A 25,723-nucleotide genomic window follows, 5' to 3' on the forward strand; every position below is an offset into this window, starting at 1 on the left:
ACCTCCTATCCCCCTATAACGCCCGCTTTTTTCAAATCAATGACGAAACGGCCATCTTCCATCCGCCAAAATTCTGAATCAAGCTCTTTACGTAATGTACGGAAAATACGATAGTCACGGAAAGGTTTTAAAATACCATCCGTTTCCCGTGGTCTCGTATCCGATATTTGCATAGGTACAAACGACAATTCCACACCGTCATCATTTAAAAAGTCAAGCTGAGCCATGGTTGAATCCTTCGTTCTTGACCAGCCCTGGTCAAAAACAAAGTTTCCAAGACTATTCATAACAATCGATGTTTTATCTTCACTATCAGGATCTTCAGGATCAGCTTCGATATGCACCCGGGTGACAGGCTCAAGTACGTGAGAGTGGTGACCGATAATAACATCCGCTCCCATATCAGTCATCAAATACGCAAGCGTCTCCTGTGTATCATTCGAGCCAACCTGGTATTCGTCTCCCCAGTGGGCATGAACCATAACAATATCCGCCTGTTCTTTTGCCTCACGAATACGACTTTGCAGAACACCAAGACCTGCGTTCGTCAGCACACCACCCACGTATTCACTCGCGCTATACCCTTGAACAAAAACATCCGTGAACCCTAGAATGGCTATATTTCTTCCATCCGCATCAAAATAATGGATTTCCCCAGCATCTGTCATAGTTTCCTCTTCGTCAAACATTCCTTCTGCTGGATCCAAAGCGCGGCCTATTCCTAGTAAATCAACGTCCACATTTTCCATATGCTTCAGCGTCTCTTCTAAAGAAAGGTTTCCATAATCGAGCATATGATTATTTGCTAGATTCACTGAACTGAACCCTGCGTCTTCAATGGCTTGCTCTGCCCCTTTTTCCGCGTATAAATGGATATCTTTGTTTCTCAGCTCGAAGTCTTCCATTACACTTTTCACTTCTGGATCTTTCGCATCAATGACAGGGTTCTCAAAGTTCCCTGTCACATAATCGGATTCCTCAAAAAATGGTGTTACATAATCGAACACTCGTCCGATCGGTTCTCCACTTCTTACAGCAGCATCCCGCACGTGACGACCGAGCATCATATCACCCACCATCGAAATCCTGAAATCCACATCATCCGGACGTGTATCTTCTGGAAGCGAAGGCTTATCAATCCACTGATGGCCGAAAAAAGGCACAGCTAAAAGGGCCGCTAGCACCACTGAATGGAAAGGGGCTTTCTTTTTGTGCTTTTTCGTCCATACTTTCATCTTATATTTAAGATCTTTTTCCATTGAAAAATCTCCTCTAAATCAAATGATACGCTGAAATCAATACAAAAGTCACAAATGCAATAAGGAAAGTGGCACTGAACGTAGGCAGAACCCCTTGCTTTTGTATAGAATTTGCAATCAATCCGGGAACAATGACACCGATCCCCCGTAACTCCATAACAGGAAAAGGGGTGAGCGGATATAGATAATCCATCGACATCTTCATCAAAACCCCGACGGTCAACATCGCAGCAAATTTACGACGGCCGTAAAGAACTGTGAACCTTGCGAGAACTTGAGAAACGAGTAAGTATGTAACAAGGCTGATCAAACCGACAGCCAATACGTACATCACTTGATCGAATATCAAAGCTATGTAGCCCGGGACAACCAGCCCCGCGGGTACAATTCCAGTTTTCTCCGCATACAACAAACTTAATAAAACACCAAGGACAATCGCTATATATAAATCAGTACCGAACACGTGGACTCCAACTCCCTACCATTATTTGTTCGTCTGTAGAACCTTACGTGAAAAAGAACGGCTCTCTTCCACCTCTTCCACTTCATCCCAGCCGATTTCTCCTCGATAAGACGGTTGGAACTCAAGCTCTTCTACAGCAGCGGCCACTTTTTCGCCCGCTCCGACAATATTTCCAATTCCATAAATAACACTATGATCGGGAAGCTCTTTCAAATGATCAACAATAACCTCTGTCGATGCTTTTTCCAAGTTTATGAGATTCAAAGGCCTGATCTTCCCCTCTTCATAGGCCTTCGTAACCGGCCACACACTCTCTCCCATGACAATCAACCGCTCCATTTCAATATGGGGCAGGACATTTTCTGCGAAATCGATGGTCCGCTCTACCCTGTCACTACGACAGCTCATCACTACTGTTCGTTCATGATCAGGGTAGTCCAATTGCTGGATCCTCTCCCAAATATTCAATGTCGAAGTCGTATCGTTGGCAGCAAAACCATTAAAGAAGTACTTAGGTGCTTCCTCTTTACCAAAGCGGTGCACACGCATAGCTCCAGGATCTACAGGGGCTTGCAACATACCTTCCAATGCCACTTCATGATCGATATTCAAAATGTCAGCCACAGCCATAGCCAGAGCAGCATTTTGAGGAAAAATCATGAATGGGAACTTCTGTAGATACGTTTCATCTATCCAACTTTCATCCGCAACCACGACTTTTGAATTCTTCTGGCGGGCGACTTTCTCGAAGTATTTCTGATAAGGTGTTTCCGGTATAATGACATAACCATTCTCAGGAATCGTCGAGCTGAACGCTTCTGCAATATCATCCAATGTCGGTCCCATGACGTCCATATGGTCTTCAATTACGTTGGCAATGATGGTTATATTCGCCTTCACAAGCCGCTCCTGAAACACTTTCTAATATTCAGGGTTCACGGCCATACATTCACTCACAAACGCATCCGCCCGCCTTTTCACCACTTTGTCCGTGATTTTCATTTGTTCATTAATATTAGGGCCTTGCAGACCACGGATGATTGGGTCCTCTTCTTCTTTATCCCAATAAAACATCCGGGCTGAAGTCCCTGTCGTTTTCCCGATAACTTTCCGCCCGTCTTGTTTCAATATCCCCATAACAAGACGAGTGACCGTCGATTTCCCACGGATTCCATTCACTAGAATCCTTGTCGGAATTTTTTTCAAGCGACGATCAAGCTTATATTTTTCCCAAAGACCTACTACAAGTACAAAAACAAAAAAGATCATCAGGTAGGCTAACTCATCCACAAAATTTCACATCCCTCTCTTGTGAAAAAACACTATTACTCTCTAAAACTATCAGATTATAACATAAATCGCCACCGTCCAACAAAAGTACCGCTATTACTTACATACCCTATTCATAAAAAATTAAATAGATTTTTCAAAAATATTTCAAAAATATACGCGGTATAATTATTCGACATTAAAATACATTTTATGACTTTCAATCTCCCGATAAATATTCAAAGAGATATAGCCAACCCTCTCTACAAAAGGATTCTCCTGTTAATTTCCCTCCATACAAAAAGAGGTCTTGTCCCTTTTTCGGAACAAAACCTCTTTCATTTAACTTTCTGCTGTTTTTCTATCGATCCTCCTCTGAGTACTATTGTTAGAAATTCAGCAGAAAGACCGTACTTCCATTTATTTTATGGTTTGGAAAACATTTTTAACTTTTGGTACAACGGTATGACTTCCCTCTTTAGCATCTTCAATCATCATGGATACTAATAAATCCTGAGTCTCTGTATCCCATGCGACAAACCATCCATTCTCCTGTCCTTCTTCACCCTGGGATTGTTTCAGTTCCGCTGTGCCCGTTTTACCTGCCAAATCCAATCCTTCTATGTCAGGATGATGCGCTGTCCCTGCAGGATTATCGACAACAGCTTTCAAACTTTCCTGGATGATCGAAGCCGTTTCTTCACTCATCACATTCTCATGCCACACCTGTCCTTCTTCTTTCTCAGCAACCATGGAAGGCTTGATAAGGGAACCACCAGTAACAAACGGAGTGTATGTCATAGCTAAATGTAGTGGACTCATCTGAACTTGACCTTGCCCATATCCTGTGTCAGCAAGTAAAGCATCACTATCAAATGAGGAGTCGTTGAGGATTTGAGAGCTTTCGATAGGGAATTCGACAGGCAGTTCTTCTCCAAACCCAAAATCTTTGGTTGCTTGAAGGAATTCATCACCACCAATTTCAAGAATTTCCCTTGCAAAGTAAATGTTGTCCGAGCGTACCAGAGCATCACGGAGATTCACTTGTGTCTCACTGGACGCCCCTTCGACCCGCGTCACTTCATGGCCACCCACATTTTCCGTTTCTCCGCTGATTGTCATGTCTTCCGCCGGATCTATAACTCCACTCTCTAAGCCGATAGCTGCAGTAATCGGCTTAAAGGTCGACCCAGGGGAAAAAGTACGGTTGAATTTGTTCAACGTCGTTTCCTCACCTAATCCTAAAGTTTTAGCATTCGGATCATAAGCAGGTGTACTAACAAGAGCCAGGACTTCACCCGTTGTCGGATGGATGGCAGCGGCGGCCCCTGAGTCATCTTTCATTTGTTCATAAATAGCCTTCTGAACATCCACCGCAATAGTCAAGTTGACATCTTGCCCATCTTCTTCCGCTTTTTCTGCCAGCACTTCTTTCCTTTCCCCTTCTTCATTGTAAACAGAAATGTTCCACCCGGTTTCCCCACGTAATTCCTTCTCCATCACTTTTTCTAATCCGGATTTCCCAATTTTGTCAGTTGCTGAATATCCTTCGTGTTCTTCTAATTCCTCTGCCGTTATATTCCCCATATAGCCAGTCAAATGAGCTGCAGCTTCCCCAAGTGGGTAAACACGCGATTCCACCCCTGGATCAATTAACTTCCCTCCAGGTAAATTATTGATGGCCTTTAGTCTTTCCTCCTCATCATCTGGGACTTTAGCCAAGGGCACGAACGTTTCTGGGCCGACCCACGACTGGTTCAACTTCTGATCGATTTCCTCTATCGACATATTCAATATCTCTGAAAACCCCTCTTTCAGTTTTTCTTCATCCTCCATCTCCCCTGGCACGATGCCAACTTCATTGACGGTCCCGTTTATTGCTAGTCCCTGCCCATCCGCACCGAAAATTTCTCCCCGTTCTGGGAAAAGGGCTGTTACTTCAACTGTATCCCCTTCTTCCATTTCCGGGAAAATCATGGATGAATTCCAATCGATGGCCCACCGATTCTCTTCTTCCCCTTCTTCAAACACAAGGCGGGCAGCATGGGAAAATTCAATCGTACCTGCTAAAGATTCCAATGATGCATCATACTCGAAAGAAGGAGTATCTTCCGCTTCATACTCTTGCTCCTCTTCAGGCAAATTATATGTAAATTCGAGTTCCTCTGTCCCCATGTCCTCATATATGTTTGTATAACGTTCTACGAATTCTTCCTCAGATATCACATTTTTAGAAGATTCACTCAAATGAGCATACATATCTGAAAAATTTTGCTGTTCCCAATCATCCATATAAGCTTTGAATGTCTCTTCAGGCTTAGGTTGATCAGAGCATGCGGCGAGCATAACCAAAATAAATGAAAATAGTATCCATCTCAGCATTTTCAATATACTCTCTCCTTTACTTACACAAGTAGACAATTTCTTCCTTCTTTCATAATAATATATCTATCACACGTTGAACAGCGGAAGACTCGGCTCGGAGATATTGGGCACAAGATTATTGTTGATCCATGGATTTTTTATATACATAGTAAATCAGGAGTGTAACTTTTTATTGTAATTATAAATCACCACGAATCTCGTTTAACAAAAGAAGTTTAAAAGATACAAATTCAAAATCGTTACGGTAAGCTGGGACTCAATGTCGCTCCTGCAAAATACGAAATAAAAAACGTGTGAAATCAAGATTTTGATTTCACACGTTTTTTGTTCAGGCAGAATCTCTTTCTGCTTTCTTCTTCTTGTCTTCCCTTATATTATTGTTCCAGGCACGATCTTCATCCATCATCTTCTTCGCAGCATAAATGAGAATAAACTGGATGATAATCACCGGAAGCCCCATCATTCCAGAAATGACTTCTAGTGGAGGCAATCCCCCGATTCTCATAAGCACTAAAGCAAATGCTGTAATAATAGCTGCAATAATAATCCTTAATATTTTCGGAGGTTCGAATTTACTCATATCCCTCGTGCTTGTATAAGCTGCTACCGTGTATGTGGTTGAATCAAGTGTCGTAGTCAAGAAAATGAGCGCAACAACCATAAATATAATAATAGCTACCTCACCGAACGGAAGGGTCGAAAGAATATCCGGAATAGCCGCCATACGGTCATTTTCCTGGACAAGGTTAAGAATGGACATATCACCAGTAAGGTAACGATGGACACCAAGTCCGCCGAGTACTCCTGTAGCTATCCAGGAAATGAGAGTAGGCGCCAGCAGGTAGGTGAGAATCATTTCCTTAATCGTGCGTCCTCTGGATATTTTCGCAGCAAACACACTGTGAAGCATCGCCCATGTGGCACTATAGGCAAACCAGAATACCGTATTACTTTGTATGTGGGATGCTTCCCCCTGATGCACGGAATCTGTATTCAGAGACATATTCAAATAGTTGGACAATAGGAATGACACACTATCTGAAAAATAATTGAGGATGAATACCCCTGGACCTCCGATTAATATAAATACAGCAAAAAGACCTGCAATATACATGTTCCATGTACTTAATCTCTTTATCCCTTTTTCAATACCGAGATAAGCACTTATGGAAAATAAAAGTACCCAAATAATCGTCACGGTGATAGTCAAGGTAAAGTTCACTTGTATCCCCATTAAATGGGATAAATTTTGGGTAATAATCGGCGCACCAAGTCCCAATGTAACAGAAGCACCTGCAAGAATACTAATCAGGAAAAGAACATCAAGGACTTTTCCCCCGATACCATCTGTGAACCGGTCTCCGAACAGGACACGGCATGCTTCTGAAATCCTCATTAAAGGACGTTTACGAACATGGAGAATATACCCCATCGCAGGAGCAATCATGACGAAAATCGCAAAGACTTGAAAGCCCCACAAAAACATACTGTAGGCATTTCCCCACAATAAAGCCTCCGGAGAACCTGCTTCCACCCCTGCTGGTGGATCATTGGCTACAGATGTCCATTGCAACATCCCTGTCCGCATAATCGTCGATCCGACACCCATTGCGATCAGGATAGACGCATACTCAAACAAATTGAAGCGTGGTTTCTGTTTAGGGTCTCCAAGGACGACCTGACCATATTTAGAAAAAGATAAATACAAACCAGCCACAACCAGTATGATGCCATACCATAAGTATCCCCAACTAAAACTCTCAACAATGGCAGCGAATATGGAGTTCAGCAACTCCAATGATTCGGTTTCATATAAGGCAAATGGAATGCTGATCGCGATCATGATAATAATTGCTGGAATAAATATCTTATAATCAATCAAATTCTTATTAAACATCCAATCCTCCTAAGCTATGTGACTTTCTTCTCAAACAATACCCGCTCCCCCCTGCCCCATAACATAAAAAGGATGAAATTTTTAATAAATTACTATATCAGGAATTTCCCAATCACTCAGACAAATGCTACGGAACTATTTTGCTTTCTTTAACATCGTGGTTCCCTCTTCTTCCTCTTCTTGCTTTTTTTCTTTCTCTTTTTCAGCTTCTTTGATTTGTTTGTAGCGTTGCTGCTGCCGATGTCCATAAGTGGAAGACAACACAACCTCTTCTTTCTCGAGTGCTGATCCTAACGCACCGATGATTGTTGAGACACTAGTCGCTGTCCATGCAATATAAAAATAATTCACGTATCCTACATCTCCCGATAACTGTGATTCCAGCATCCCCATTGGAATGATTGCGATGACAGCGACTGAAAATAAAAGGAATAATAAGAAATAATATAAAGTGACAGTAAGAAACAAGGTAAGAACCGTTGCAATGTTATATAATTTCCGCAGATAATCAGCACGTTTTTCATTTGGCTTTTCCCATAAATTGTGAGCGAGGATGATCCACCAGACCATTGCAAATATGGAGACAATGGAAAGCATGAACATACGCCAGATGCCATAACTATCACTCAGCATCCATAATGTCGGGAAGACGAGCGCATAGGTCCCTGTTGTAAAAGCAAAGATAATGACCTTCATAAATGCCGGGAACATCGCCCACGGCCTATTGGCACGTACCATTCCCGTCAACAGCCTTAATGCACCGCTGACTTGTGATCTCACCGTAAACCGGACATCAATATTTGTTTCATCCCCATCCGGGGTTTCCCGCTGAATAGGAGAAAATACTTCAAAAACTCTCTTGCCAATCAACCTTTTATAACCTTTATTTTTCAGTTCATCATATTTCCCATCATCTTTTGACTGGATTCTATTCTTTGCATGTTCCCTGTCTTTCTCGGAACTTCCGAAATACATCTCATTGACCAACTGGAGAATCGACTCTCTGACGCGCTTCAACATAGGAGTAGAACCTAAGCCAGGAAGACTTATTAATGCGACGTTCCCCTCTTCGTATGCCTCTGCGATAATCGGCCTTTTTCCTTTGAATAATGGAAGGTCCGTAAGACAGACTGCAAAATCCCACTTTTTCTCAGACTTTTTATCCATAGTTGCACTCAATACCTCGTTAGATTCTTCCGTCACCCCTGTCAGTGGATCGACAATGTACTCCACATCCCAGTCGAAACGATCTTCCACATAATAGCTCAGCAATTCTGGCAGTTGTTTATTTAATTTTTCTCCTAGTTCATTCGGGTAACCTGGTGCTGTAATTAACCCTATCTTTATCGTTGACTTGTTCATGACCTCACCTCCACTCCTTTGAAATTACTGCTAAAAAATATATAACCAAAAATATATTCTTTAAACGGATATTTAAGAGGGTTTTACAGAAAAATTCTTTAATGGAAAAGATCAGCTGTAAAGACCAAAAAAAGCCCAGAGTAACCTCTGAGCTTTAAACGTTTATTGTTATTTATTGAATTCAATTACATTGCCATCAGGATCACTGATATACACTTGATGCCATTCTGTCTTATTTTCAGGTTTATTCAATATTTCTACTTGCTTTTCTTTCATTCGTCTGATGAAAGCTTCGATATCCTTCACTCTAATCGCAAAGTGACCATCACGGGAATCGATCGTTGTCGTCCCACGGAACGTTCGGCCTTCCTTGTATTCTATCAGGTGAATCTGGGTAGATCCGACCTGAAACCATGCACCAGGAAATCCGAAATCCGGTCTATCGGGGCTTTCTTCAAAACCGAGCACCTCTTTGTAAAAATGCTTCGCTTGTTCTATATCTTTCACTAATAGAGAAACGTGATGAATGCCTTCGTACATGCTTCCACTCCTTTTTCCTTTCCTCCAGTGTACTTGATATCCAGTAGAGTAGCTACCTGAACCACTCGACGACTCCAATCATACTAAGAAGTCCCAGGAGAAAAGAAAATGTAGCCAGACGCTCATAACCATGGCCATGTGTTTCAGGGATCAACTCTTTATAAACGATGAACAACATCGCACCAGCGGCAAAAGCTAGTCCATAAGGAACGAGGAATAAGGAAACTTGAACCAAATAGAAGCCAACCAAACTTGCGAAATACTCGATTAAGCCGGTAAACACAGCCATCATGATTGCAAATAATTTATGAACATCTTGATTGACTAAAAACAAGGCTACAAGAAATCCTTCGGGTACGTTCTGTAAGCCCATAGAGAGTGCAACGACAATTCCCAGATTCTCTACCTCACTTACTAAACTTGCCCCTACAGACAACCCTTCCGGAATATTATGTAAGGTCATGGCAGCAATAAGCATGAGAGACTGCTGAGGCAGAACCACGTCACTTCGCTGGTGATCAAAATCGATGTGAGGAATGATATATTCAAGAAGGTTTAATAATAAAGCACCTATAAGAACCCCAAAGCATAGTACGTACAAATTGGTCAATTTTAGTGATGCAGGTATCAGTCCATATGTAGAAGCAGCCACCATGATTCCGGCCGTATAAGCAAGAATGCTATCCATCCGCCGGTGAGATATCCCTCGTATGAACAAAACAGGTATCGCTCCTAAACTCGTCGCCAGAGCAGAAACCACCATCACCCACATGTTCCACTCCATACCATCCCTCCACCGATGTCTTTTTTTCAAAGATATGTTGAAAAGCTATCAAAAAGACGCCAATACCTCTTAGGCGAAAATAAGAAGGGTTGATATCACGAATTTGAGCCTTCAAGGGTACTGCCATAAAATGTATTAGCAAAAAGTTAAGTTTCGTGCAAGAAAATAGAGATGCCTCTATAAAGGAGCATCTCTTGATTCTTTAGCGCGATGTTTTTTCAGAAGCGGTTATTAACTGTTTGAGCAATGACACTAATTCCCAACGTTCCGCGCGCCCATATTATCATTCGAAAGCTGCCATTTCTATGTTTATGATAAAATTCGCACCCTTTGTTCCGAGTAACTCCCACCATTCACAATTGACCAGATATCTCGAAACTGAGTTTTACAGAAATGGAGTTTATTTGGGGAAGATTAAAAGTTTATATGGTTACATATTGCTGTTGCAGAAGATTGATAACGAGCTGAGCTGTCCCATGGATATGAAATTTTCCATCAGATAGAGACTCATGATGGCTCACGACCCTCACACTTTTCCCTTCGCATTCTATAGGATCGATGAAAGTTTGGTAAAATTCCATATGGGGGTTTGATTCTTGCCCACCGTCAGCCCCAAAATAATACTCTTTTTTATTGGAATATGGTAATAATGGCTGTTTTCGCCACTTAACAGGTACTACTTTTTCCAATGGAATCGGAAGTTTCAGCAACTGCACAGATGTTCCATTATTATATTGGAGCTCTGCTCTGATTACACCACTAATAAAAGCATAGCAAGATGGAGAAACCACCTTTGTTTCAAGAGAGTGTAAAGATAATTCCATATCGATCATTTCACAAATGTCTGTAGGTACGTCTAACGTTTCCATGAAATCAATGTCCACCGTTACACAAGATAATAAAACTGGTACTTTAACGACTGTTTTTTCTGAAGGATCTACGTATTCCTCCTCTGAAAGCTCTTCCCCTGAGGGGGAGCTCTCTTCTGATTCAGGAAAGCAAAGAGAAGCTTCTGAGGAAGACTCTTCTTGCCACTCCTCTTCCTCCAAGCATTCATGGCTCTCTTCGGGGGATGAAGACAGATCTCGACTTGATGGGCCACTTTCCTCATACTCTTCTTCCAGTTCATCTATCAAGGGACTCGGTTCATCAAACATGGATATAATATCATTAATTAAAGAAGAACTTTCTAAGATCGATTCATCATCTTCCCCGTCCCCCTCTTGAGCGGATGATTCGTCTTCCAGAGAAAACTCATCAGAAAAAATGAAATCATCCTTTTCCATATTGCTGTCATGGGGAGTATGATAGGGATTTTTGAAACCACTTTGTTCATCCAATGAAGCAGCGATATCTGTTAAGATGGAATGTTCTTCGAAGGGGTTCTCTTCCTCTTTTGTATCGGTTTGTTCTTCTATAATGCTCCATTCTCCACTTTGTGATTCCTCTAACATAGATAGAATTTCAGCTAAAAATGGGTTTCCTTGTTTTCCTCTCTTCCAACCTGTTCCCTTTGCTTCTTCAGACGATTCAAAAGCTGATTCCTCATCTACACTCTCATCCGAATGCTCCTGCATGGGCGCTGCCTCTTTTCGGAAAGATGACATACGTTTCCTACTTTCAGCTAACTTAGCATCCTCTTTGTCTTTTATAATTTTGGAAGGTAGTGAAATGATGGGACGGGGTATTTCTCCTTCAGACTTATGTGGTGTATAAATCTCCTGATTAGGAGAATTTTCCTTACTTGGTTCTTCTTCAAGTGAGAGGTCGTCAAAGAGTGAGTGAGTGTTTAATTGCTCATCGGAATCTGGGTAATGTGTTTTTCGATGATCTCGTTTACTCCAACGTTTTTGGTAGAACTTGATTTCATCTCTCTTCATAGCCTTCCGAAAGGTGCTTGCTTTTCAGCATCCTTTCTCCCCTCCTTTCTGCTTTTCCCGCTCATTCAGCAATCATCATTAGAAGATGACGAAACACGGATTTGTTGATCCTGGATTACCTTTAAACAAATATCCAACACCATCTTTTCTTCGATTTGTGTGAAGCACCCTTCGTTAAATGGGGCGGATCCTGGCAACGGCTGACGGTCCAAGGCCTCATCCCATTCTATAATTTTGCTTGAAAGCAATTCACAATAGGGCAGCTCATTATAAAATTGGCAACTCTCCTGATGGAACTGTGATAAATCGCTCGTTAGCAGCTCATCTGTTTCAGGAAATCCTGAAGGCAAGGATTGAGATACGGCAAAATCGAATTCTTCCCGTTTGTTATTTTTCGGCATGACCGGCATGGAAAGGAAATCATCAATCTCGATGACCTTATCAAATGGTAGATCGACAGTGAAGGAATGGATATCAGAAGCGACGGTAGTATCAGTACTCCTATCGATTTCACATGCCGGGCTTGCGTACTGTATATTTTTTCGAACGAATCCTTTAAGGAATAATTTCTTTGTAGGTAGAAGCAAACGGCATTGAGTCAGAGCGACACGCTTCTTAATATCTTTAATTTCAAGAACTGGTTCAGGGAAGGTGATCGTTTCATTCATGTGCAACTGTACCTGGAGTTCTGCCAACACCACTGGAACCTTTGCCGTTATTTTCCCAATACTTACATGCGGTTTACATGGCTTACAGAACCCTTTATCACATTCGTAGGAATCGTTATATTGGTCTGTCATTCGATTTCCTCCTAAACAAAAGATACCCTCATCGTATGTAGGATAAATGACTATGTCTGGGCTCTTATCTCGAAATCAAGATATCAGGAAGTGGAGAGGCCTAGAAAAGTATGAACCACCTATAGCCCATGGCATAAAATAAGAAAAGCGCAAGACGAATTGTTAGCTAATCCTGCGACAAGACCCGCCTAACATAAGAAATCGTCCTTGAGTAAGGAATGGTTCCTTTCCTCCAGCTTACTGCTCCTTATCATAAAAAACACGACACTTGCTAGAGTGATCGTGTTTCTTATAATCATTTAGATACCATTAATATTAACTTGTTGCTTTTGTAACACTTTGATACGGAATCTGAGCACCATTTTTTCAACGATGTGTTTGAAACACCCTTCATCGACTGGACGATCAGCTTTGCGGTCCGTCGCTTCATCCCACTCGATAATTTCACTTTCGATAAGTTCACAGAATGGAATCTCATTATACGCTTGTGTACTTATTTGGTGAAACTGAGAAAGATCGCTGGATAGATGTTGATCTTTTTCAGGAAACCCTGGCCCTAAATCTTGAGCACGGAAGAAGTCGTATTCACTACTTGTGTTTGCCACAGGTAGTTGGACTAAATTATCAAGCTCCACTGTAGTCATACACTCAAAATGAACTTTAGTTGTCAGTGACTTGATGTCAGATGAAATACAATCGCCTCCAGCACCGTGAACGGGACTGGCATATTGAATGTTTTTGCGTACATACCCTTTGATGAACAATGGGAATTCTCCACCACTGAACAAATCTCCACTTCCTTTTGAAGTTCGAGTTATCAGACGGCATTGAGTTATGACAACTCGCTTCTTGATGTCTTTGATTTCCAGGACTGGATATGGGAATGAGATGTTGGCTACTAGGTGACTCGTAACATCATAAGCTCCCAATTCAACAGGTACTTTGATTGTAACGCTATTGGAAGGGGTGACCAGTGCAGCTATTGGACCAGTGTTAGTACATTGTCCAATTGAAGCGGACGTATTAAAGTTTACACAATTACCGTGACATTTATTATTCCTCATCACTTTTCCCTCCTTTTTCTTAACCTCCCTGTATTGTATGCAATAGGCGCTATTAAGCATGGTCAGGTGATGGAGTATAAACATGTAACTTTAAAATATTCGTAGAAAATCAATAGATTCTCCCCCCTGTGAACATGGGTACTAGCACAGGTGCCCTCCAGATGCATAGGTTAAAAAACGAGGAGGTAGAACATGAACAGAAATAATTTTCTTGCCGTAGATGTCGGGAACAGTTGGTATAAAGTCTTGGTATCAGACCAGGGAGAGATCGCAGATTACCAGGTCCCTAACGCTATCGCTTTATTTGATGAGGAATTCTACGAAAAACCTTATGATGAAGAGGATGTAGATCTTGAAGAGAATTTGATTGTTGAAGTCAAAAGTCCCTCTGTTATCGACAGACGCGAAATTTTCTATATTGGAAAATCAGCGATGAAACAGAAGAACGTCAGCTTGACCTCTTTCAATAATCAAAAAACTGAAGAGGAACGCACTTATATCCTGCTTTTCGCTACAGCTGCTTATCATGCCTTACTGACAAACCCTTCAAAGGGAGAACTTCACTACACGATCGATCAGCTGGCTGTCTCTCTTCCCACCACTCAGTACAAAGAAAAGAAAGAGTCATTCAAAGAGCGCCTGACGGGAGATCACACCATCATTTTCCATAAAGTCCCTGGGGTAAAAGAACCAAAAGAAGTGGCTATAAAAATACACATAAATGATGTCATCGTCGGTGCTGAAGGGGCTCTTGCTTATTTAGCGTTAACACGAGATCAGGAATCATTAATGATCAAAGACGATTCTCTTGTGAAGGATTCTCAGAAAGGAATCATTATCGGAGATTTGGGTGGAGATTCCGTGGATTTTGTTGGGATCAAGAATAACAAGCCGGTCGCTTCAGTCGAAGGGGAACCGTTCGGCATCAATCAATTCCTCGATAATATCATACAAAAAGTAAGTAAAAACGAATTGTATAGCTTCAACTCACGTTCTGAACTCGAAGAAAAACTGACAGCAGGTCAATCAGAATGGTATGTTGAGCCATTCGCTGGTGTGAAAAAAGACATCAGCAAGTACGTCACTCCTCAACTGCGTTTGATGGCAATCAAATACCTTGAACATTTTGATAGAGTGAGGAGCAGTTCGAATGAAATCAAGGGTGCAGCCCGTTACATTGCCGTTGGGGGGGCTGCTGAGATCGCCGAAAAACAAATTAAAGAAGCTGCAGTTAAGTGGAGCGAACGCGGACGCCCGATCGAGTTGATGTTTCCAGAAAACATGTCTCAATTAAATGTCCAGGGGTTAATGATCCTTGCTAAAATGCAATGGATCAGCAAAAACCAAGAATACGCGGACGATTATGCTTATACCAAAAGCTAGAGGGTGAGGGATATGCAAAAAACATATAAAGATTACTTTCATCAAAACGTGCTTACCATTCCGGATACCTTTATTGATGTAAAAACAGGAGATCATCAGAACGTCTCTCCTAAGATCCTGGAGGAAATCAAATACCATTCAGAGAACAACACGTTAAATCATTTGATCTTCTCTGCACTTCATGATTATTTTCATAAAGCATCCATTCCCCAGGAAGCTCCGAGCGATTTACTCACAGAATTATTGGAAATAAAAAGGATGCTTTATTCAGGGAATGAGGTCCAAACAGCCAGTCGCCCTTCTGTTTTCAAAAAATCATTTCCAATCCAAGAAAGGAACATGAAGGAAATTGCCGACGTGCTGGAAGCGTTCGGAGGGTAAGCACATATGTAAAGAAGGCAGGCCTATCACAGAGGTTTACCTTCTTTTTTTTCGTTCGCTCAAATAGTTGGAAAGGAAATTCTCATGAAAGTACATACGCCGTGCAGGAGGAGATAGAAAGAAAAAGTAAGTCCCTGTTAGATAACATTCCATTTTTATAAATGGACGGCTGGTAAACAAGTGATTGCACAGAAACAAGATAAATCCACATTGATGCAAATACCCGTACCAACAAGGTCACCTAAGCTCTTATGGTCGAGTTGATGGCAGGCAGAATTTCCATATTGGCCGTGACAATGTTTTGGTTCCTTTTTATCTTTCAAATCAGATTTGAAAACAAGAAGTTCGAGAACCGCACATTCTTTATTCAATTCTTTTATCTTGAAAATATGGGTATGGATACACTTGATTTTTTCTGTCTTTGAATGACAAGAATAAGTCGTCACACCTGTTCCTTTGAATGGTTCACATCCACAAAATAAAAGGAAAGGGATGGTGTTTTTCTTTACCCGTTTTGCCCCTAACAGTTCACTGATTGATTGTTTACAAGACGTGTGACAAACATCATTCTTCACTTTCTTTTGTGCATATAGGATTGCCTCTAAAACATCTTCCACACAATTTTTATAATGGCGCATTTTATGCTTACTGTCTTTTTTTCCACAACATTTATCTTTCTGACCATGATCGTAGTCATAATCATACTCATTGAAGGACATTCTTTTTTCACTCCTTAGTAGTTCAGTTATCGTATTATACGTCCAGAAGTGATTTTCGTTTGATATGTGCGCCTAGGAGAATATAATATTTCTCCAATTGCAGGGAATAAGGATGGATATGATCGTATAGTACCTTGGTTACGGTCCATTTTTCACTTATAATATGTATAATAGATTTTCGAAAGGGCAGTGATTGATCAAATGCTATATATTTGGAATATCGAAAAAATCATTCAAAAAACGTTAGAAGAGCTTCAATTGAATATCGGATTCGAATTCAATAACAACCTCCCTGCCCCAATGAGCTATAACGTCTCGACCAATACAGTAAATTTTAACTATCTACAAATCAATGGATATATGAGTAAAATAAGAGTGAACGAGACAGAAGAGGATTTCGTCAAAATTATTCTCTATCATGAAATCGGTTATTATCTCACATTCAAAAAACACAAACATGATTTGAGAACGCTTATGTACGGGGAAGATGAAGAAATTGCAGAACTCAAATCCGTCATCGAAACAAATGCCTGGGAATATGGCCGAACACTTGTCCCAAAGCACCTTCTTGATTCTTATGACTATGTTCGCGAACAAGATGAACAACTTCTGCAAGGATTGAAATGAGTGCGATCAGACAAATATCCAATCATTTCTTCAAAATGTTTACAACAACGGAAGGTAATTTACGTTTTTTGTAGAAAGTATATAAAAGAACAACATCAGTAGGGTTACTAAAAAAGGAAGGTGGATGGCATGTTCAAGAATCGTTTATTCAAGAATGTTCTATTCAGATGGATGCCCCACAAAGAGCAGAGTATCTGTGAAAAAAGACTCGTTAAAGTCATCAAGCGTTTAAAAGTTCAGGATTTCAATTTCAATTGGGATCGCAACAGTTGTTTTGTGGAGTTTACATACCAGGGTGAAGGTTATCGGTTAGAACACTCTGTAGAGAAGGCCAAAGAAAAAGGCATTATCTTGAGAAACGGGTTGGACTGTTTAAATGAATTGACGCAGTCACTCGAGGACTTGTGCATGATCATCGATCGGGGTATGTATGATTTCGATACATGGATCGCCGGCATGAAGCAGACGCCTTCTACACCTGAGACACCTGAGGTTCGTGAGGAAATTCATTTAAAACGGACAGCTGTCGGAAAGCAGCCTTCGGAAGAGCACTGGAGGGAAGAGACGATTCCTCTTAAGCCTGATACTTCATTCGATAAATATGATGAAGGAAATCATAAGAATCATAATATTAAACGGACACAGTTTAAATAGACAACAAGAAAGGTACAAGCAACTTGCAAGCTTAAAGAGAAATACCTGCTTTTTCGTCCAACGAAAAAGCAGGTATTTTTATCAGGATAATAATTGCCATATTATGGATGACCTGGTACACCAATTTATTCCAAATGGAAACCGCCTGCTTTGTTTAAACAAAGCAGGCGGTTTATTTAAGCCGATTCACTTATGAATTAGTAAGCGAGAGCGAAAAGCCCTTTGATGTGGGAAAGGTAACGGACGTTACTTGCCTCTTTCATCATCGAAGCAGGGAAACCTTTCAAGGATGTTTGATTCGCACCAATGGAAGCGACTGCATCTTTGCGACCAAGACTCGCCAATGTACCTGAATTCACTGGTTCGAACTCTTCAAAATCTTTCCCTTCAAGATAAGCGTAAAGGTTATATCCAACCGTTTCACCCATTTGCCAAGCGATTTGAGCTGTTGGTGGTTGTGGACGCTCTTCCCCCGGTTTGAAGTAAACAGCACTGTCACCGACAACAAACACATCTTCGTGCGATACCGATTGCAAGTAATTGTTGACAGTTGCACGGCCACGGTTGACTTCAATACCTGACTCTCCAACTAATGGATTTCCTGCAACTCCACCTGTCCAAACAAATGTATTAGCTTCAATCTTACGTCCATCTTTAAGTTCAATGGAGTTACCTTCCACATTCGTAACAGGAAGATCAGTCAAAAATTCAACACCGCGCGCTTCCAGGCTTTCTGTCGCCCTTTGAATCAATTCATCAGAAAGCATTGGAAGTATTTTCGGCATGGCCTCTACTAGTGTAAGCTGAATATCATCAGGGTTAACTCCGTATTTCTTAGCCATTGCTGGTGTTTCATCAGCCAGTTCACCGACAAGTTCGACACCTGTCAGTCCACCGCCACCGATGACGATACGAGCATCTGCTTCATTTTTAGTGTTTGCGTAATCACGAATACGCGCTTCAACATGTTCACGAACCTTGTTCGCATCTTCCGCAGATTTCAGTACCATACTATTTTCTTTAAGACCAGGAATACCGAAGTAATTCGTTACGCTACCAAGAGCGACAACCAATGCATCATAAAATAGCTCTGAACCGTCATCAAGAACGATTTTCTTGTTATCGACAGAAAATGATTCAATCGTAGCTACTTTCAAAGTGATATTCTTGCCTTTCAAAAGCTTTTTAAGCGGAAGAGCAGCTGCCTGCTCAGAGATGTTCCCCGCAGCCAAGCGGTGTAATTCAGTGATTATTTGGTGTGTCGGCGTTTTGTTGACGAGAGTTATGTTTGCTTCTGATTCATCCATGTATTGACGGACAGACAGAGCAGAAAGAAGCCCACCGTAACCGCCGCCTAGTATGACGATTTCTTTTGACATATCGATTCCTCCATTTCCTACTCTTTATGATTACGTTCAGCAGAGACTTTCAAGTATGCATTCATAAAACGGAACATCTTTTGTGCCTGTGGATCTTTCAACATCTTCATTAATCCAAAGACCCCGATAACTTCCGAGCTTTCCTCTGCTTGATCTTTTGCTTCAATTGCATTCTGTGCGAATTCTTTGACTGTATCTCTCATAGGCTCGGCCACTTCAGAGATGAACTCAGCTGTATCCTTTTTCAGTACTTCATCTGTTGCAATTGATTGAACGGTATCGTATGAGCTGGAAAGGATCTTAACCAATTCTGTCAACTTCGGTAACTCTTTAACCAGGACTGTTAAAGATTCCTGTACTTCCGGCTGCAAAAGCTGGTCGAGCAGTTCACGCTCATCCCGAGCGACGTTTGCTTCTACGTCTTTTTCTGTTGTGAATGACTCTGACATATCCACTTCTCCTTTTTACAAGCAAGATAAAGCTTGTTATTTTATAATAAGTAATTAATACAAAAGCAAATGTCTCTCCCTGTTACAAAACAGAGTTTAGGTATTATTTTATATCTGACTATATTAGAGTAAAATATAATCTTGTGAAGCACAACACATTCGGGCAAAATAAACGTTTATTAACCTAATTTTTTTATAAAACAAGGAAAAGCGACAATTTTTTTATTAGTTATTAGCCTATTGGTCCTTTATTAGCATTTACTCGCTTCACAAAAATCATCCAAAAAAGCCCCAGGTCTGAGCACGATATATGATGGTTGATTAACAAATCATTAGACAATTCCAAAATAAGGTGTACCAGGTCTTCCATAATATGGATGGCCTGGTACACCTTATTTTTCCAACTCCTTTTGATTTTTACGTTATGTATGGTGGGAGATAGGGAAAGGTAATAACGGAATCTTTTTTCACACTAGAAAAGGAGTGAAAAGCATGAATAATAGCCAATTCGATAAGATCAAAAATGGAAAAGGGTTTATCGCTGCCCTCGATCAAAGTGGTGGAAGTACACCAAAAGCGTTAGCAGAATACGGAGTACCGGAAGATTCTTATTCTGGCGAGGATGAAATGTTCGACCTCGTCCATCAAATGCGGACGCGAATTATCACTTCTCCTGCATTCAATTCTGATCAGATTCTCGGTGCCATCCTGTTTGAACAAACGATGGATCGCGAAATCGAGGGCAAATATACAGCAGATCATCTTGCCGATAAAGGAATTGTCCCTTTCCTCAAAGTCGATAAGGGACTAGCTGATAAGGAAAACGGTGTTCAGCTAATGAAGCCGATTGACAACCTAGATGAAACACTACGTCGTGCAAATGAACGAAACATTTTTGGTACGAAAATGAGATCCGTCATTCATGAGCCAAACGAAAGCGGCATTAAAGAGGTTGTCGAGCAGCAATTTGATATTGGTAAACGCATCATCGCTTCCGATCTCGTACCAATCATAGAACCAGAAGTGAATATTCATAGTGAGAATAAAGAAAAGTGTGAGGAAATATTAAGGGATGAGATTTTGAAGCATTTGAACGGTCTATCTGAAGATGAAAACGTGATGTTGAAGCTCACTATTCCAACACAGCCGAACACTTATAAAGAATTGATCGACCATCCACGTGTCGTGCGCGTTGTCGCTCTTTCCGGTGGCTATTCCCGCGATGAAGCGAATGAAAAATTGAAAGAAAACGAAGGTCTTATTGCAAGTTTCTCCCGCGCTTTGGCAGCGGATTTAAATGCAAATCAGTCAGAGGAAGAATTCAATAGATCCTTACAAAAAGCGGTCGATACCATTTACGATGCTTCTGTAAACAAGAAGTAAAAATAATCGTAGAATAGGATTTGCCTCCCTACCCTAAACAGGACTCCAAGAGATTCTTCCGTCATAGATTGTCGCATAAAAGTGGAGAACCGGCGCTAAACCTGCTATTTCCTAATAAGAGGCTGGGAAAAAACCATTTCAAAATGAATAAAACGCATGAAATCTGATTTAAAAATTTTGATTTCATGCGTTTTTCATTTTCACGATTTGCAGTTTCTAACTAGTTGTTTTGGGCTTATTCCCCCACCATCTTTTTATTCCTCACTATTCTTTCCCCCTTTTTCCTAGCTGATCACGCTCGGGTGCAGATGGAGGTTCTTCCATCCATTTATTCTTAATCATGAGTTCCGCCCCGTCTTTCGCAAATTGACCCACCTCCAGCGATAGACGCTCATAGTTCAATGCCAAATCGCTTCTCTGACTCGCAGCTGCCGCTGTTGCATAATTACCTAACCCTGCAGAATTAAGAAGACTGACTTGAAACATCATCAATTTATCCGAGAAAACAGGAATGGCACTGTCCGTCACTGCATGGTCCGGAGAAATAGGGGCCTGAATATCATCACTCAGTAAAACCTCAGAAAGAAGAGCAATGTGTTTTTCGGAAATCTCCTTCCCCCTCTTCATAAACTTGCTCACTTCTTTAGATTGAGAAGACTGCATAAAACTTGCCATAAGCATAAACCCGATCTGATTAGTCTCTATGTTCAAGCTTAAATGAGAAATCTCCACGGCATTTAGTATACGGTTCTTCTTTAAAGGATTGAGGCCACTCAAATAACCAACATCATTAATAAAAGAATATTGCTTCGGATAAGGGATATATGGGGTTTTTAAGAACAGCCCCTTTTCTAACGCAGTGTCGGAAGCCAACCGGTATAAATCCTGAACTTGATGTAACCCATGTCCATAGAATTCCTGAATGTCCCTTCTGGAAGCTACCGACAAGTTGGCGGTCTGAATAACCATCCCTACTCGTCCCATATGCAGCATATACGTGAGTTTGAATGTATCTGTATAAAGGTCCGGGGCCTTGAGTTCTACATCTTTTTCAGTGAAGCCATATGGAATCGGCATATTTTCCTTTTGAAAAATGGACTCCATTTTACGGACATGCTGTTCAGCTATCCTCAATGCTTTCTTAACGACCGGTTTGACTTCTTCATCTTTCACTTTTTCATACATATACCGAACCACTTGGAGAGACATACTGTCGTATAAGTAGGAGGTCCACAAGCTTCCAAGTTCAGAAACTGTCAGGTCTATTTTTTTATTACTCATTTGAATGCCCCTTTATATACTTTTAGCGCTATAATTCTTTCCTTAATGTGAACAAATGTCCGGCTATTCATACACCTGGAACAAAAGCGTATGAGACTTCCTCTTCCTATCTAAGCTGAACTAAAGCTAAGCCTCAGAAGGACGTGTTGCATCTCAAAGAGAGCTATTCACATAAAATAACCCTGATCCCCTCTCCACTGAAAAGCAGCTTTGAGACAATCAGGATTTCGTTGTCCATATTTAATTTTGTGCAAAGAAACTATTTTCAGCCTCCATGCTAAAGGCTTATTAAATGAAGGCTTTTTCTTTCAGTTCCCTTCTTCGTTTATGCAGAATCGGTTCTGTATAACCATTCGGCTGCTTGGTCCCATCGAAAATCAGGTCCCTGGCCGCTTTATAAGCAATCGATTGATCGTAATCAGGAGCCATTGGTCTATACTGCGTATCATCAGCGTTTTGTTCATCTACTACCTTCGCCATCTTTCTCAATGTTTTTTCCACCTGTTCTTTAGTTACAATTCCATGATGGAGCCAGTTGGACATATGCTGACTTGAGATGCGGAGGGTGGCGCGGTCCTCCATTAAGCCGATATTATTGATATCAGGGACTTTGGAACAACCGACCCCATGGTTAACCCAGCGCACTACATACCCGAGGATACCCTGGGCATTGTTTTCAAGTTCTTCGTGAATTTCCTGCTCATTCCAATCGGTCGAAGCGGCCACAGGCACTTGGAGAATTTCATCGATTTTATCTGTTATATTCTCCATCAGTTTTTCCTGTGTCGCTTTAACATTAATATCATGATAATGGAGGGCATGTAGGGAGGCTGCGGTTGGAGATGGTACCCAGGCTGTATTCGCCCCCGCTTTCAATTGACCACCTTTTTGCTCCATCATATTGTTCATCAACTCCGGCATCGCCCACATCCCTTTGCCGATTTGAGCTTTTCCTATTAGCCCTGTTTCCAATCCAACGTTGACATTAGACTGTTCATAGGAATGCAGCCAAGTAGAAGTTTTCATTTCTTGTTTTCGAATCATAGCTCCTGCTTCCATTGATGTATGGATTTCATCCCCTGTCCGATCAAGAAAGCCAGTATTAATAAAGACGATTCGCTCTTTCACTGCATGGATACAATTTTTCAAATTGAGAGTTGTTCTACGCTCTTCATCCATTACCCCGATTTTAACGGTATAACGGTCAAGTCCGAGCATATCTTCAATCCGGTTGAAGAGTGTATTCGCAAAAGCAACTTCTTTTGACCCGTGCATTTTAGGTTTGACGATATAAATGGATCCTGCATCAGAGTTCTGGTATTTCCCATTTTGAAGCAGGTCATGCTTAGCCAGGAGACATGTGACAATTCCATCTACAATTCCTTCAGGCACTTCTTCTCCGTTTCTATCCAAGATAGCAGGGGTTGTCATCAAGTGACCAACATTACGAATGAACATAAGAGAACGACCTTTTAGTACAATTTCGCCACCATCAGGTGTAGTATAACTTCGATCGGGTTGGAGATGACGGGTCACTTCTCTGCCTCCTTTGTTAAAGGAAGCTGTCAAATCACCTTTCATGAGACCGAGCAAATTTTTATAGACGCGAACCTTATCCTCTGCATCTACGGCTGCGACTGAATCTTCACAGTCCATGATTGTCGTTGTCGCGGACTCGACCAAAATATCTTTGACCCCTGCCGGATCGCCTTTTCCTATCGGGTGCTCAGGGTCCAGTTGTATCTCTAAATGCAGTCCATGATTTTCAAGCAGGATGGCTGAAGGGTCCTCTGGGAGACCATGGTAGCCTTTGAATTTCTCAGGCTCTGCCAATTTTCTTTCTGAGCCATCGCTAAGCGTTACCACCAAATTTTCATCCGTAACTTTATATGTAACCGCATCTTTGTGGGAGGATCCTGTTAAAGGGACAGCCCTATCCAAAAATTCCTTGGCATAAGCGACCACTTTCTCCCCTCTTACTGGATTGTAGCTGCTTCCCCGCTCGGCCCCATCCTCTTCACTGATGACATCCGTGCCATACAACGCATCATATAGACTTCCAAACCTTGCATTTGCGGCATTCAATGCATACCTGGCATTATCTACAGGAACGACTAATTGCGGACCAGCTTGATGAGCAATTTCATGATCGACATTTTCAGAAGTGATCTTGAAGTCATCCACTTTCGGTTCAAGATATCCGATTTCCTCCAGAAAGCCTTTGTATTCTTCAAATTCATATCCTGTTGAATGGTCCCTGTACCAAGTATCCAGCTGATTTTGAATTGTTTTGCGTTCTTCTAACAAAAATCGATTGGCTGGCGTCCATTCATTAAGTAATGTTTCAAAATCACTCCAAAATTGTCCGTCCGCCACTCCACTCTCTGGAAGAGCTTCAGAAACAATGAATTCATACAAGGCCTGGTCCACTTTCAAATTTCCGATATCCACATATTGACTCATAAGTTCTTCCTCCTTATTTTTTTTATTATTGCACTCTCATAAACAGCATTTCTATAATCTTACCGCCTATATAAACCCCTGCTACACCAAGCACACCAGCGAGCACAGGAGGGGCTGGTAAAGGAAGTTTGATCAATTTAAAAACGACTCCAATTACGATTCCTGCAACCATCGCGAGAATAGCTTCTTTTACCATGTCAGTTCCTCCTTGCCGGCTTACTGGGAGACTTTATTCCCTTGTGCATTCACCTTAGTCAAATTCGTTGAAAAAGGGGCGGTAATCACACCTTTTTCTGTAATGATTCCGCTGATTAACTGATTCGGCGTAATATCAAAGGATGGATAAAGGGCATTGGTTCCTTCAGGGGCGATCGCGATTCCTTTCAAGTGGGTTACTTCACTTGAATCCCGCATTTCCACTTCAATGTCTGCCCCTCTCGGAGTTTCAAAATCAATCGTATGACTGGATGTTGCTGTATAAAACGGTATTCCATGCTCTTTAGCTGCTAGCGCATGCATGTATGTTCCTACCTTATTGGCTAAATCCCCATTTGCAGAAACACGATCTGATCCAACAACAACCTTATCAACCCGGCCTGTACTCATACAAAATCCGGACATATTATCAGTGATTAACGTATGAGGAATACCAAATTTCTTCAATTCATAAGCTGTGATACGAGCCCCCTGTAAATATGGCCTTGTTTCACATGTTATGACATGGATATTCTTCCCCTGCTCGTGTGCTGTACGGATGACAGATAAAGCTCTTCCTCCATAACCGGCTCCTCCAAGTGCTCCGGAGTGACAATGAGTCATAACCGTGTCACCATCCTCGATCAAAGCGGCACCATGTTTCCCCAGTTCATATTCAAAGGCAAGCTGGCGCTCCACAATCTCCACAGTCTTATCCTCCATCTTATTGATGAGGACCTGTCCGGTTCCCTTTATGGAGGCGATCATTTCATCAACTGTTTTCATTAAGTTCACAGCAGTCGGGCGTGTCCTCTTCAATAAAACTCCCGCTTCCTTCACAACTTCCGGATCTCCATCTGAGACATAAGCAGCTAAGTAAAGTCCGTAGGCACCGCAGATCCCAATTGCTCCTGAACCGCGAATCTGCATCGAACGAATAGCTTCTCCCAGTTGTTCGACCGTGGCACATGTCATAATCTCTTCAGAAAATGGCAGCTTTGTCTGATCGATGACTTTCAACGTCCCTTCTTCGAACCATATCGGAAGAGCGAGATTTTCTTTTTGATAATGATGCACTAATTGTTGAATATCCGTCATAGTAATTC

General features: G+C 41.5%; 22 protein-coding genes and 1 pseudogene. 5 read left to right on the forward strand and 18 right to left on the reverse strand.

What is annotated here, in order from left to right:
* Nucleotides 1–5: 5 nt before the first annotated feature.
* From BMZ58_RS08600 to BMZ58_RS08650, 11 genes and pseudogenes are all read right to left on the reverse strand, one after another.
* Entirely contained in the window at nucleotides 6–1,259 is a 1,254-nt protein-coding gene (locus tag BMZ58_RS08600; RefSeq protein ID WP_075036147.1) for a CapA family protein, read from the reverse strand.
* Nucleotides 1,260–1,272: 13 nt separating this feature from the next.
* Complete coding sequence (gene pgsC, locus BMZ58_RS08605) at nucleotides 1,273–1,722, reverse strand: poly-gamma-glutamate biosynthesis protein PgsC (protein ID WP_075036148.1); 450 nt, start codon at nucleotides 1,720–1,722, stop codon at nucleotides 1,273–1,275.
* Nucleotides 1,723–1,743: 21 nt separating this feature from the next.
* Nucleotides 1,744–2,991, reverse strand: a pseudogene (pgsB, locus tag BMZ58_RS08610) (poly-gamma-glutamate synthase PgsB).
* A 420-nt stretch (nucleotides 2,992–3,411) separates the two neighbouring features.
* Nucleotides 3,412–5,373: a penicillin-binding transpeptidase domain-containing protein gene (locus tag BMZ58_RS08615; protein ID WP_075036294.1), complete on the reverse strand. Its 1,962-nt coding sequence runs from the start codon at nucleotides 5,371–5,373 to the stop codon at nucleotides 3,412–3,414.
* 331 nt (nucleotides 5,374–5,704) lie between these two features.
* Nucleotides 5,705–7,273, reverse strand: coding sequence for a BCCT family transporter (locus tag BMZ58_RS08620; RefSeq protein ID WP_075036149.1), 1,569 nt, complete (start codon nucleotides 7,271–7,273; stop codon nucleotides 5,705–5,707).
* 135 nt (nucleotides 7,274–7,408) lie between these two features.
* Nucleotides 7,409–8,635, reverse strand: coding sequence for a hypothetical protein (locus BMZ58_RS08625; RefSeq protein WP_075036150.1), 1,227 nt, complete (start codon nucleotides 8,633–8,635; stop codon nucleotides 7,409–7,411).
* Nucleotides 8,636–8,803: 168 nt separating this feature from the next.
* Complete coding sequence (locus tag BMZ58_RS08630) at nucleotides 8,804–9,175, reverse strand: VOC family protein (protein ID WP_075036151.1); 372 nt, start codon at nucleotides 9,173–9,175, stop codon at nucleotides 8,804–8,806.
* Nucleotides 9,176–9,227: 52 nt separating this feature from the next.
* Entirely contained in the window at nucleotides 9,228–9,959 is a 732-nt protein-coding gene (locus BMZ58_RS08635; protein WP_075036152.1) for a ZIP family metal transporter, read from the reverse strand.
* Nucleotides 9,960–10,381: 422 nt separating this feature from the next.
* Entirely contained in the window at nucleotides 10,382–11,839 is a 1,458-nt protein-coding gene (locus BMZ58_RS08640; protein WP_075036153.1) for a hypothetical protein, read from the reverse strand.
* A gap of 65 nt (nucleotides 11,840–11,904) precedes the next feature.
* A complete protein-coding gene (locus BMZ58_RS08645; RefSeq protein ID WP_075036154.1) occupies nucleotides 11,905–12,639 on the reverse strand; it encodes a CsxC family protein in 735 nt (244 codons plus the stop codon).
* Nucleotides 12,640–12,938: 299 nt separating this feature from the next.
* Complete coding sequence (locus BMZ58_RS08650) at nucleotides 12,939–13,787, reverse strand: CsxC family protein (RefSeq protein ID WP_482793306.1); 849 nt, start codon at nucleotides 13,785–13,787, stop codon at nucleotides 12,939–12,941.
* A gap of 108 nt (nucleotides 13,788–13,895) precedes the next feature.
* On the opposite strand from BMZ58_RS08650, the gene BMZ58_RS08655 reads away from it, so the two are divergent.
* Entirely contained in the window at nucleotides 13,896–15,086 is a 1,191-nt protein-coding gene (locus tag BMZ58_RS08655) for a ParM/StbA family protein (RefSeq protein ID WP_075036156.1), read from the forward strand.
* 12 nt (nucleotides 15,087–15,098) lie between these two features.
* Nucleotides 15,099–15,467, forward strand: a complete 369-nt coding sequence (locus tag BMZ58_RS08660; RefSeq protein ID WP_075036157.1) for a hypothetical protein — start codon at nucleotides 15,099–15,101, stop codon at nucleotides 15,465–15,467.
* Nucleotides 15,468–15,622: 155 nt separating this feature from the next.
* Here the strand turns inward: BMZ58_RS08660 and BMZ58_RS08665 are convergent, their stop codons facing one another.
* Complete coding sequence (locus BMZ58_RS08665) at nucleotides 15,623–16,186, reverse strand: CotY/CotZ family spore coat protein (protein ID WP_075036158.1); 564 nt, start codon at nucleotides 16,184–16,186, stop codon at nucleotides 15,623–15,625.
* A 201-nt stretch (nucleotides 16,187–16,387) separates the two neighbouring features.
* Between BMZ58_RS08665 and BMZ58_RS08670 the strand changes: the two genes are divergently transcribed.
* Nucleotides 16,388–16,813: a hypothetical protein gene (locus BMZ58_RS08670; RefSeq protein ID WP_075036159.1), complete on the forward strand. Its 426-nt coding sequence runs from the start codon at nucleotides 16,388–16,390 to the stop codon at nucleotides 16,811–16,813.
* A 129-nt stretch (nucleotides 16,814–16,942) separates the two neighbouring features.
* Complete coding sequence (locus BMZ58_RS08675; protein ID WP_075036160.1) at nucleotides 16,943–17,467, forward strand: hypothetical protein; 525 nt, start codon at nucleotides 16,943–16,945, stop codon at nucleotides 17,465–17,467.
* Nucleotides 17,468–17,664: 197 nt separating this feature from the next.
* Here the strand turns inward: BMZ58_RS08675 and BMZ58_RS08680 are convergent, their stop codons facing one another.
* Both BMZ58_RS08680 and BMZ58_RS08685 read right to left on the reverse strand, forming a co-directional pair.
* Nucleotides 17,665–18,846 carry an NAD(P)/FAD-dependent oxidoreductase gene (locus BMZ58_RS08680; RefSeq protein WP_075036161.1) on the reverse strand — a complete coding sequence of 394 codons (1,182 nt, stop codon included), beginning with the start codon at nucleotides 18,844–18,846 and terminating at the stop codon, nucleotides 17,665–17,667.
* Nucleotides 18,847–18,863: 17 nt separating this feature from the next.
* On the reverse strand, nucleotides 18,864–19,295 hold the full coding sequence (locus BMZ58_RS08685; RefSeq protein ID WP_075036162.1) for a helical membrane plugin domain-containing protein: 432 nt from the start codon (nucleotides 19,293–19,295) through the stop codon (nucleotides 18,864–18,866).
* Between the two features lie 492 nt (nucleotides 19,296–19,787).
* Between BMZ58_RS08685 and BMZ58_RS08690 the strand changes: the two genes are divergently transcribed.
* Nucleotides 19,788–20,678 (forward strand): fructose bisphosphate aldolase, encoded by an 891-nt coding sequence (locus BMZ58_RS08690; RefSeq protein ID WP_075036163.1) that lies wholly within the window; start codon nucleotides 19,788–19,790, stop codon nucleotides 20,676–20,678.
* Between the two features lie 264 nt (nucleotides 20,679–20,942).
* On the opposite strand, the gene BMZ58_RS08695 is transcribed toward BMZ58_RS08690, so the two are convergent.
* The 4 genes from BMZ58_RS08695 to mtnA form a co-directional block, all read right to left on the reverse strand.
* Nucleotides 20,943–21,959 carry a DUF3231 family protein gene (locus BMZ58_RS08695; protein WP_075036164.1) on the reverse strand — a complete coding sequence of 339 codons (1,017 nt, stop codon included), beginning with the start codon at nucleotides 21,957–21,959 and terminating at the stop codon, nucleotides 20,943–20,945.
* Nucleotides 21,960–22,247: 288 nt separating this feature from the next.
* Complete coding sequence (locus BMZ58_RS08700) at nucleotides 22,248–24,422, reverse strand: malate synthase G (protein WP_075036165.1); 2,175 nt, start codon at nucleotides 24,420–24,422, stop codon at nucleotides 22,248–22,250.
* A gap of 25 nt (nucleotides 24,423–24,447) precedes the next feature.
* Nucleotides 24,448–24,618 carry a DUF1427 family protein gene (locus BMZ58_RS08705; RefSeq protein WP_075036166.1) on the reverse strand — a complete coding sequence of 57 codons (171 nt, stop codon included), beginning with the start codon at nucleotides 24,616–24,618 and terminating at the stop codon, nucleotides 24,448–24,450.
* 20 nt (nucleotides 24,619–24,638) lie between these two features.
* The gene (gene mtnA / locus BMZ58_RS08710; protein ID WP_083412637.1) at nucleotides 24,639–25,715 is read right to left on the reverse strand and encodes an S-methyl-5-thioribose-1-phosphate isomerase; all 1,077 of its coding nucleotides are present in this window, start codon (nucleotides 25,713–25,715) and stop codon (nucleotides 24,639–24,641) included.
* Between the last annotated feature and the right edge of the window lie 8 nt (nucleotides 25,716–25,723).

This window comes from Halobacillus dabanensis (assembly GCF_900114165.1).
GTDB lineage: Bacteria > Bacillota > Bacilli > Bacillales > Halobacillaceae > Halobacillus > Halobacillus dabanensis.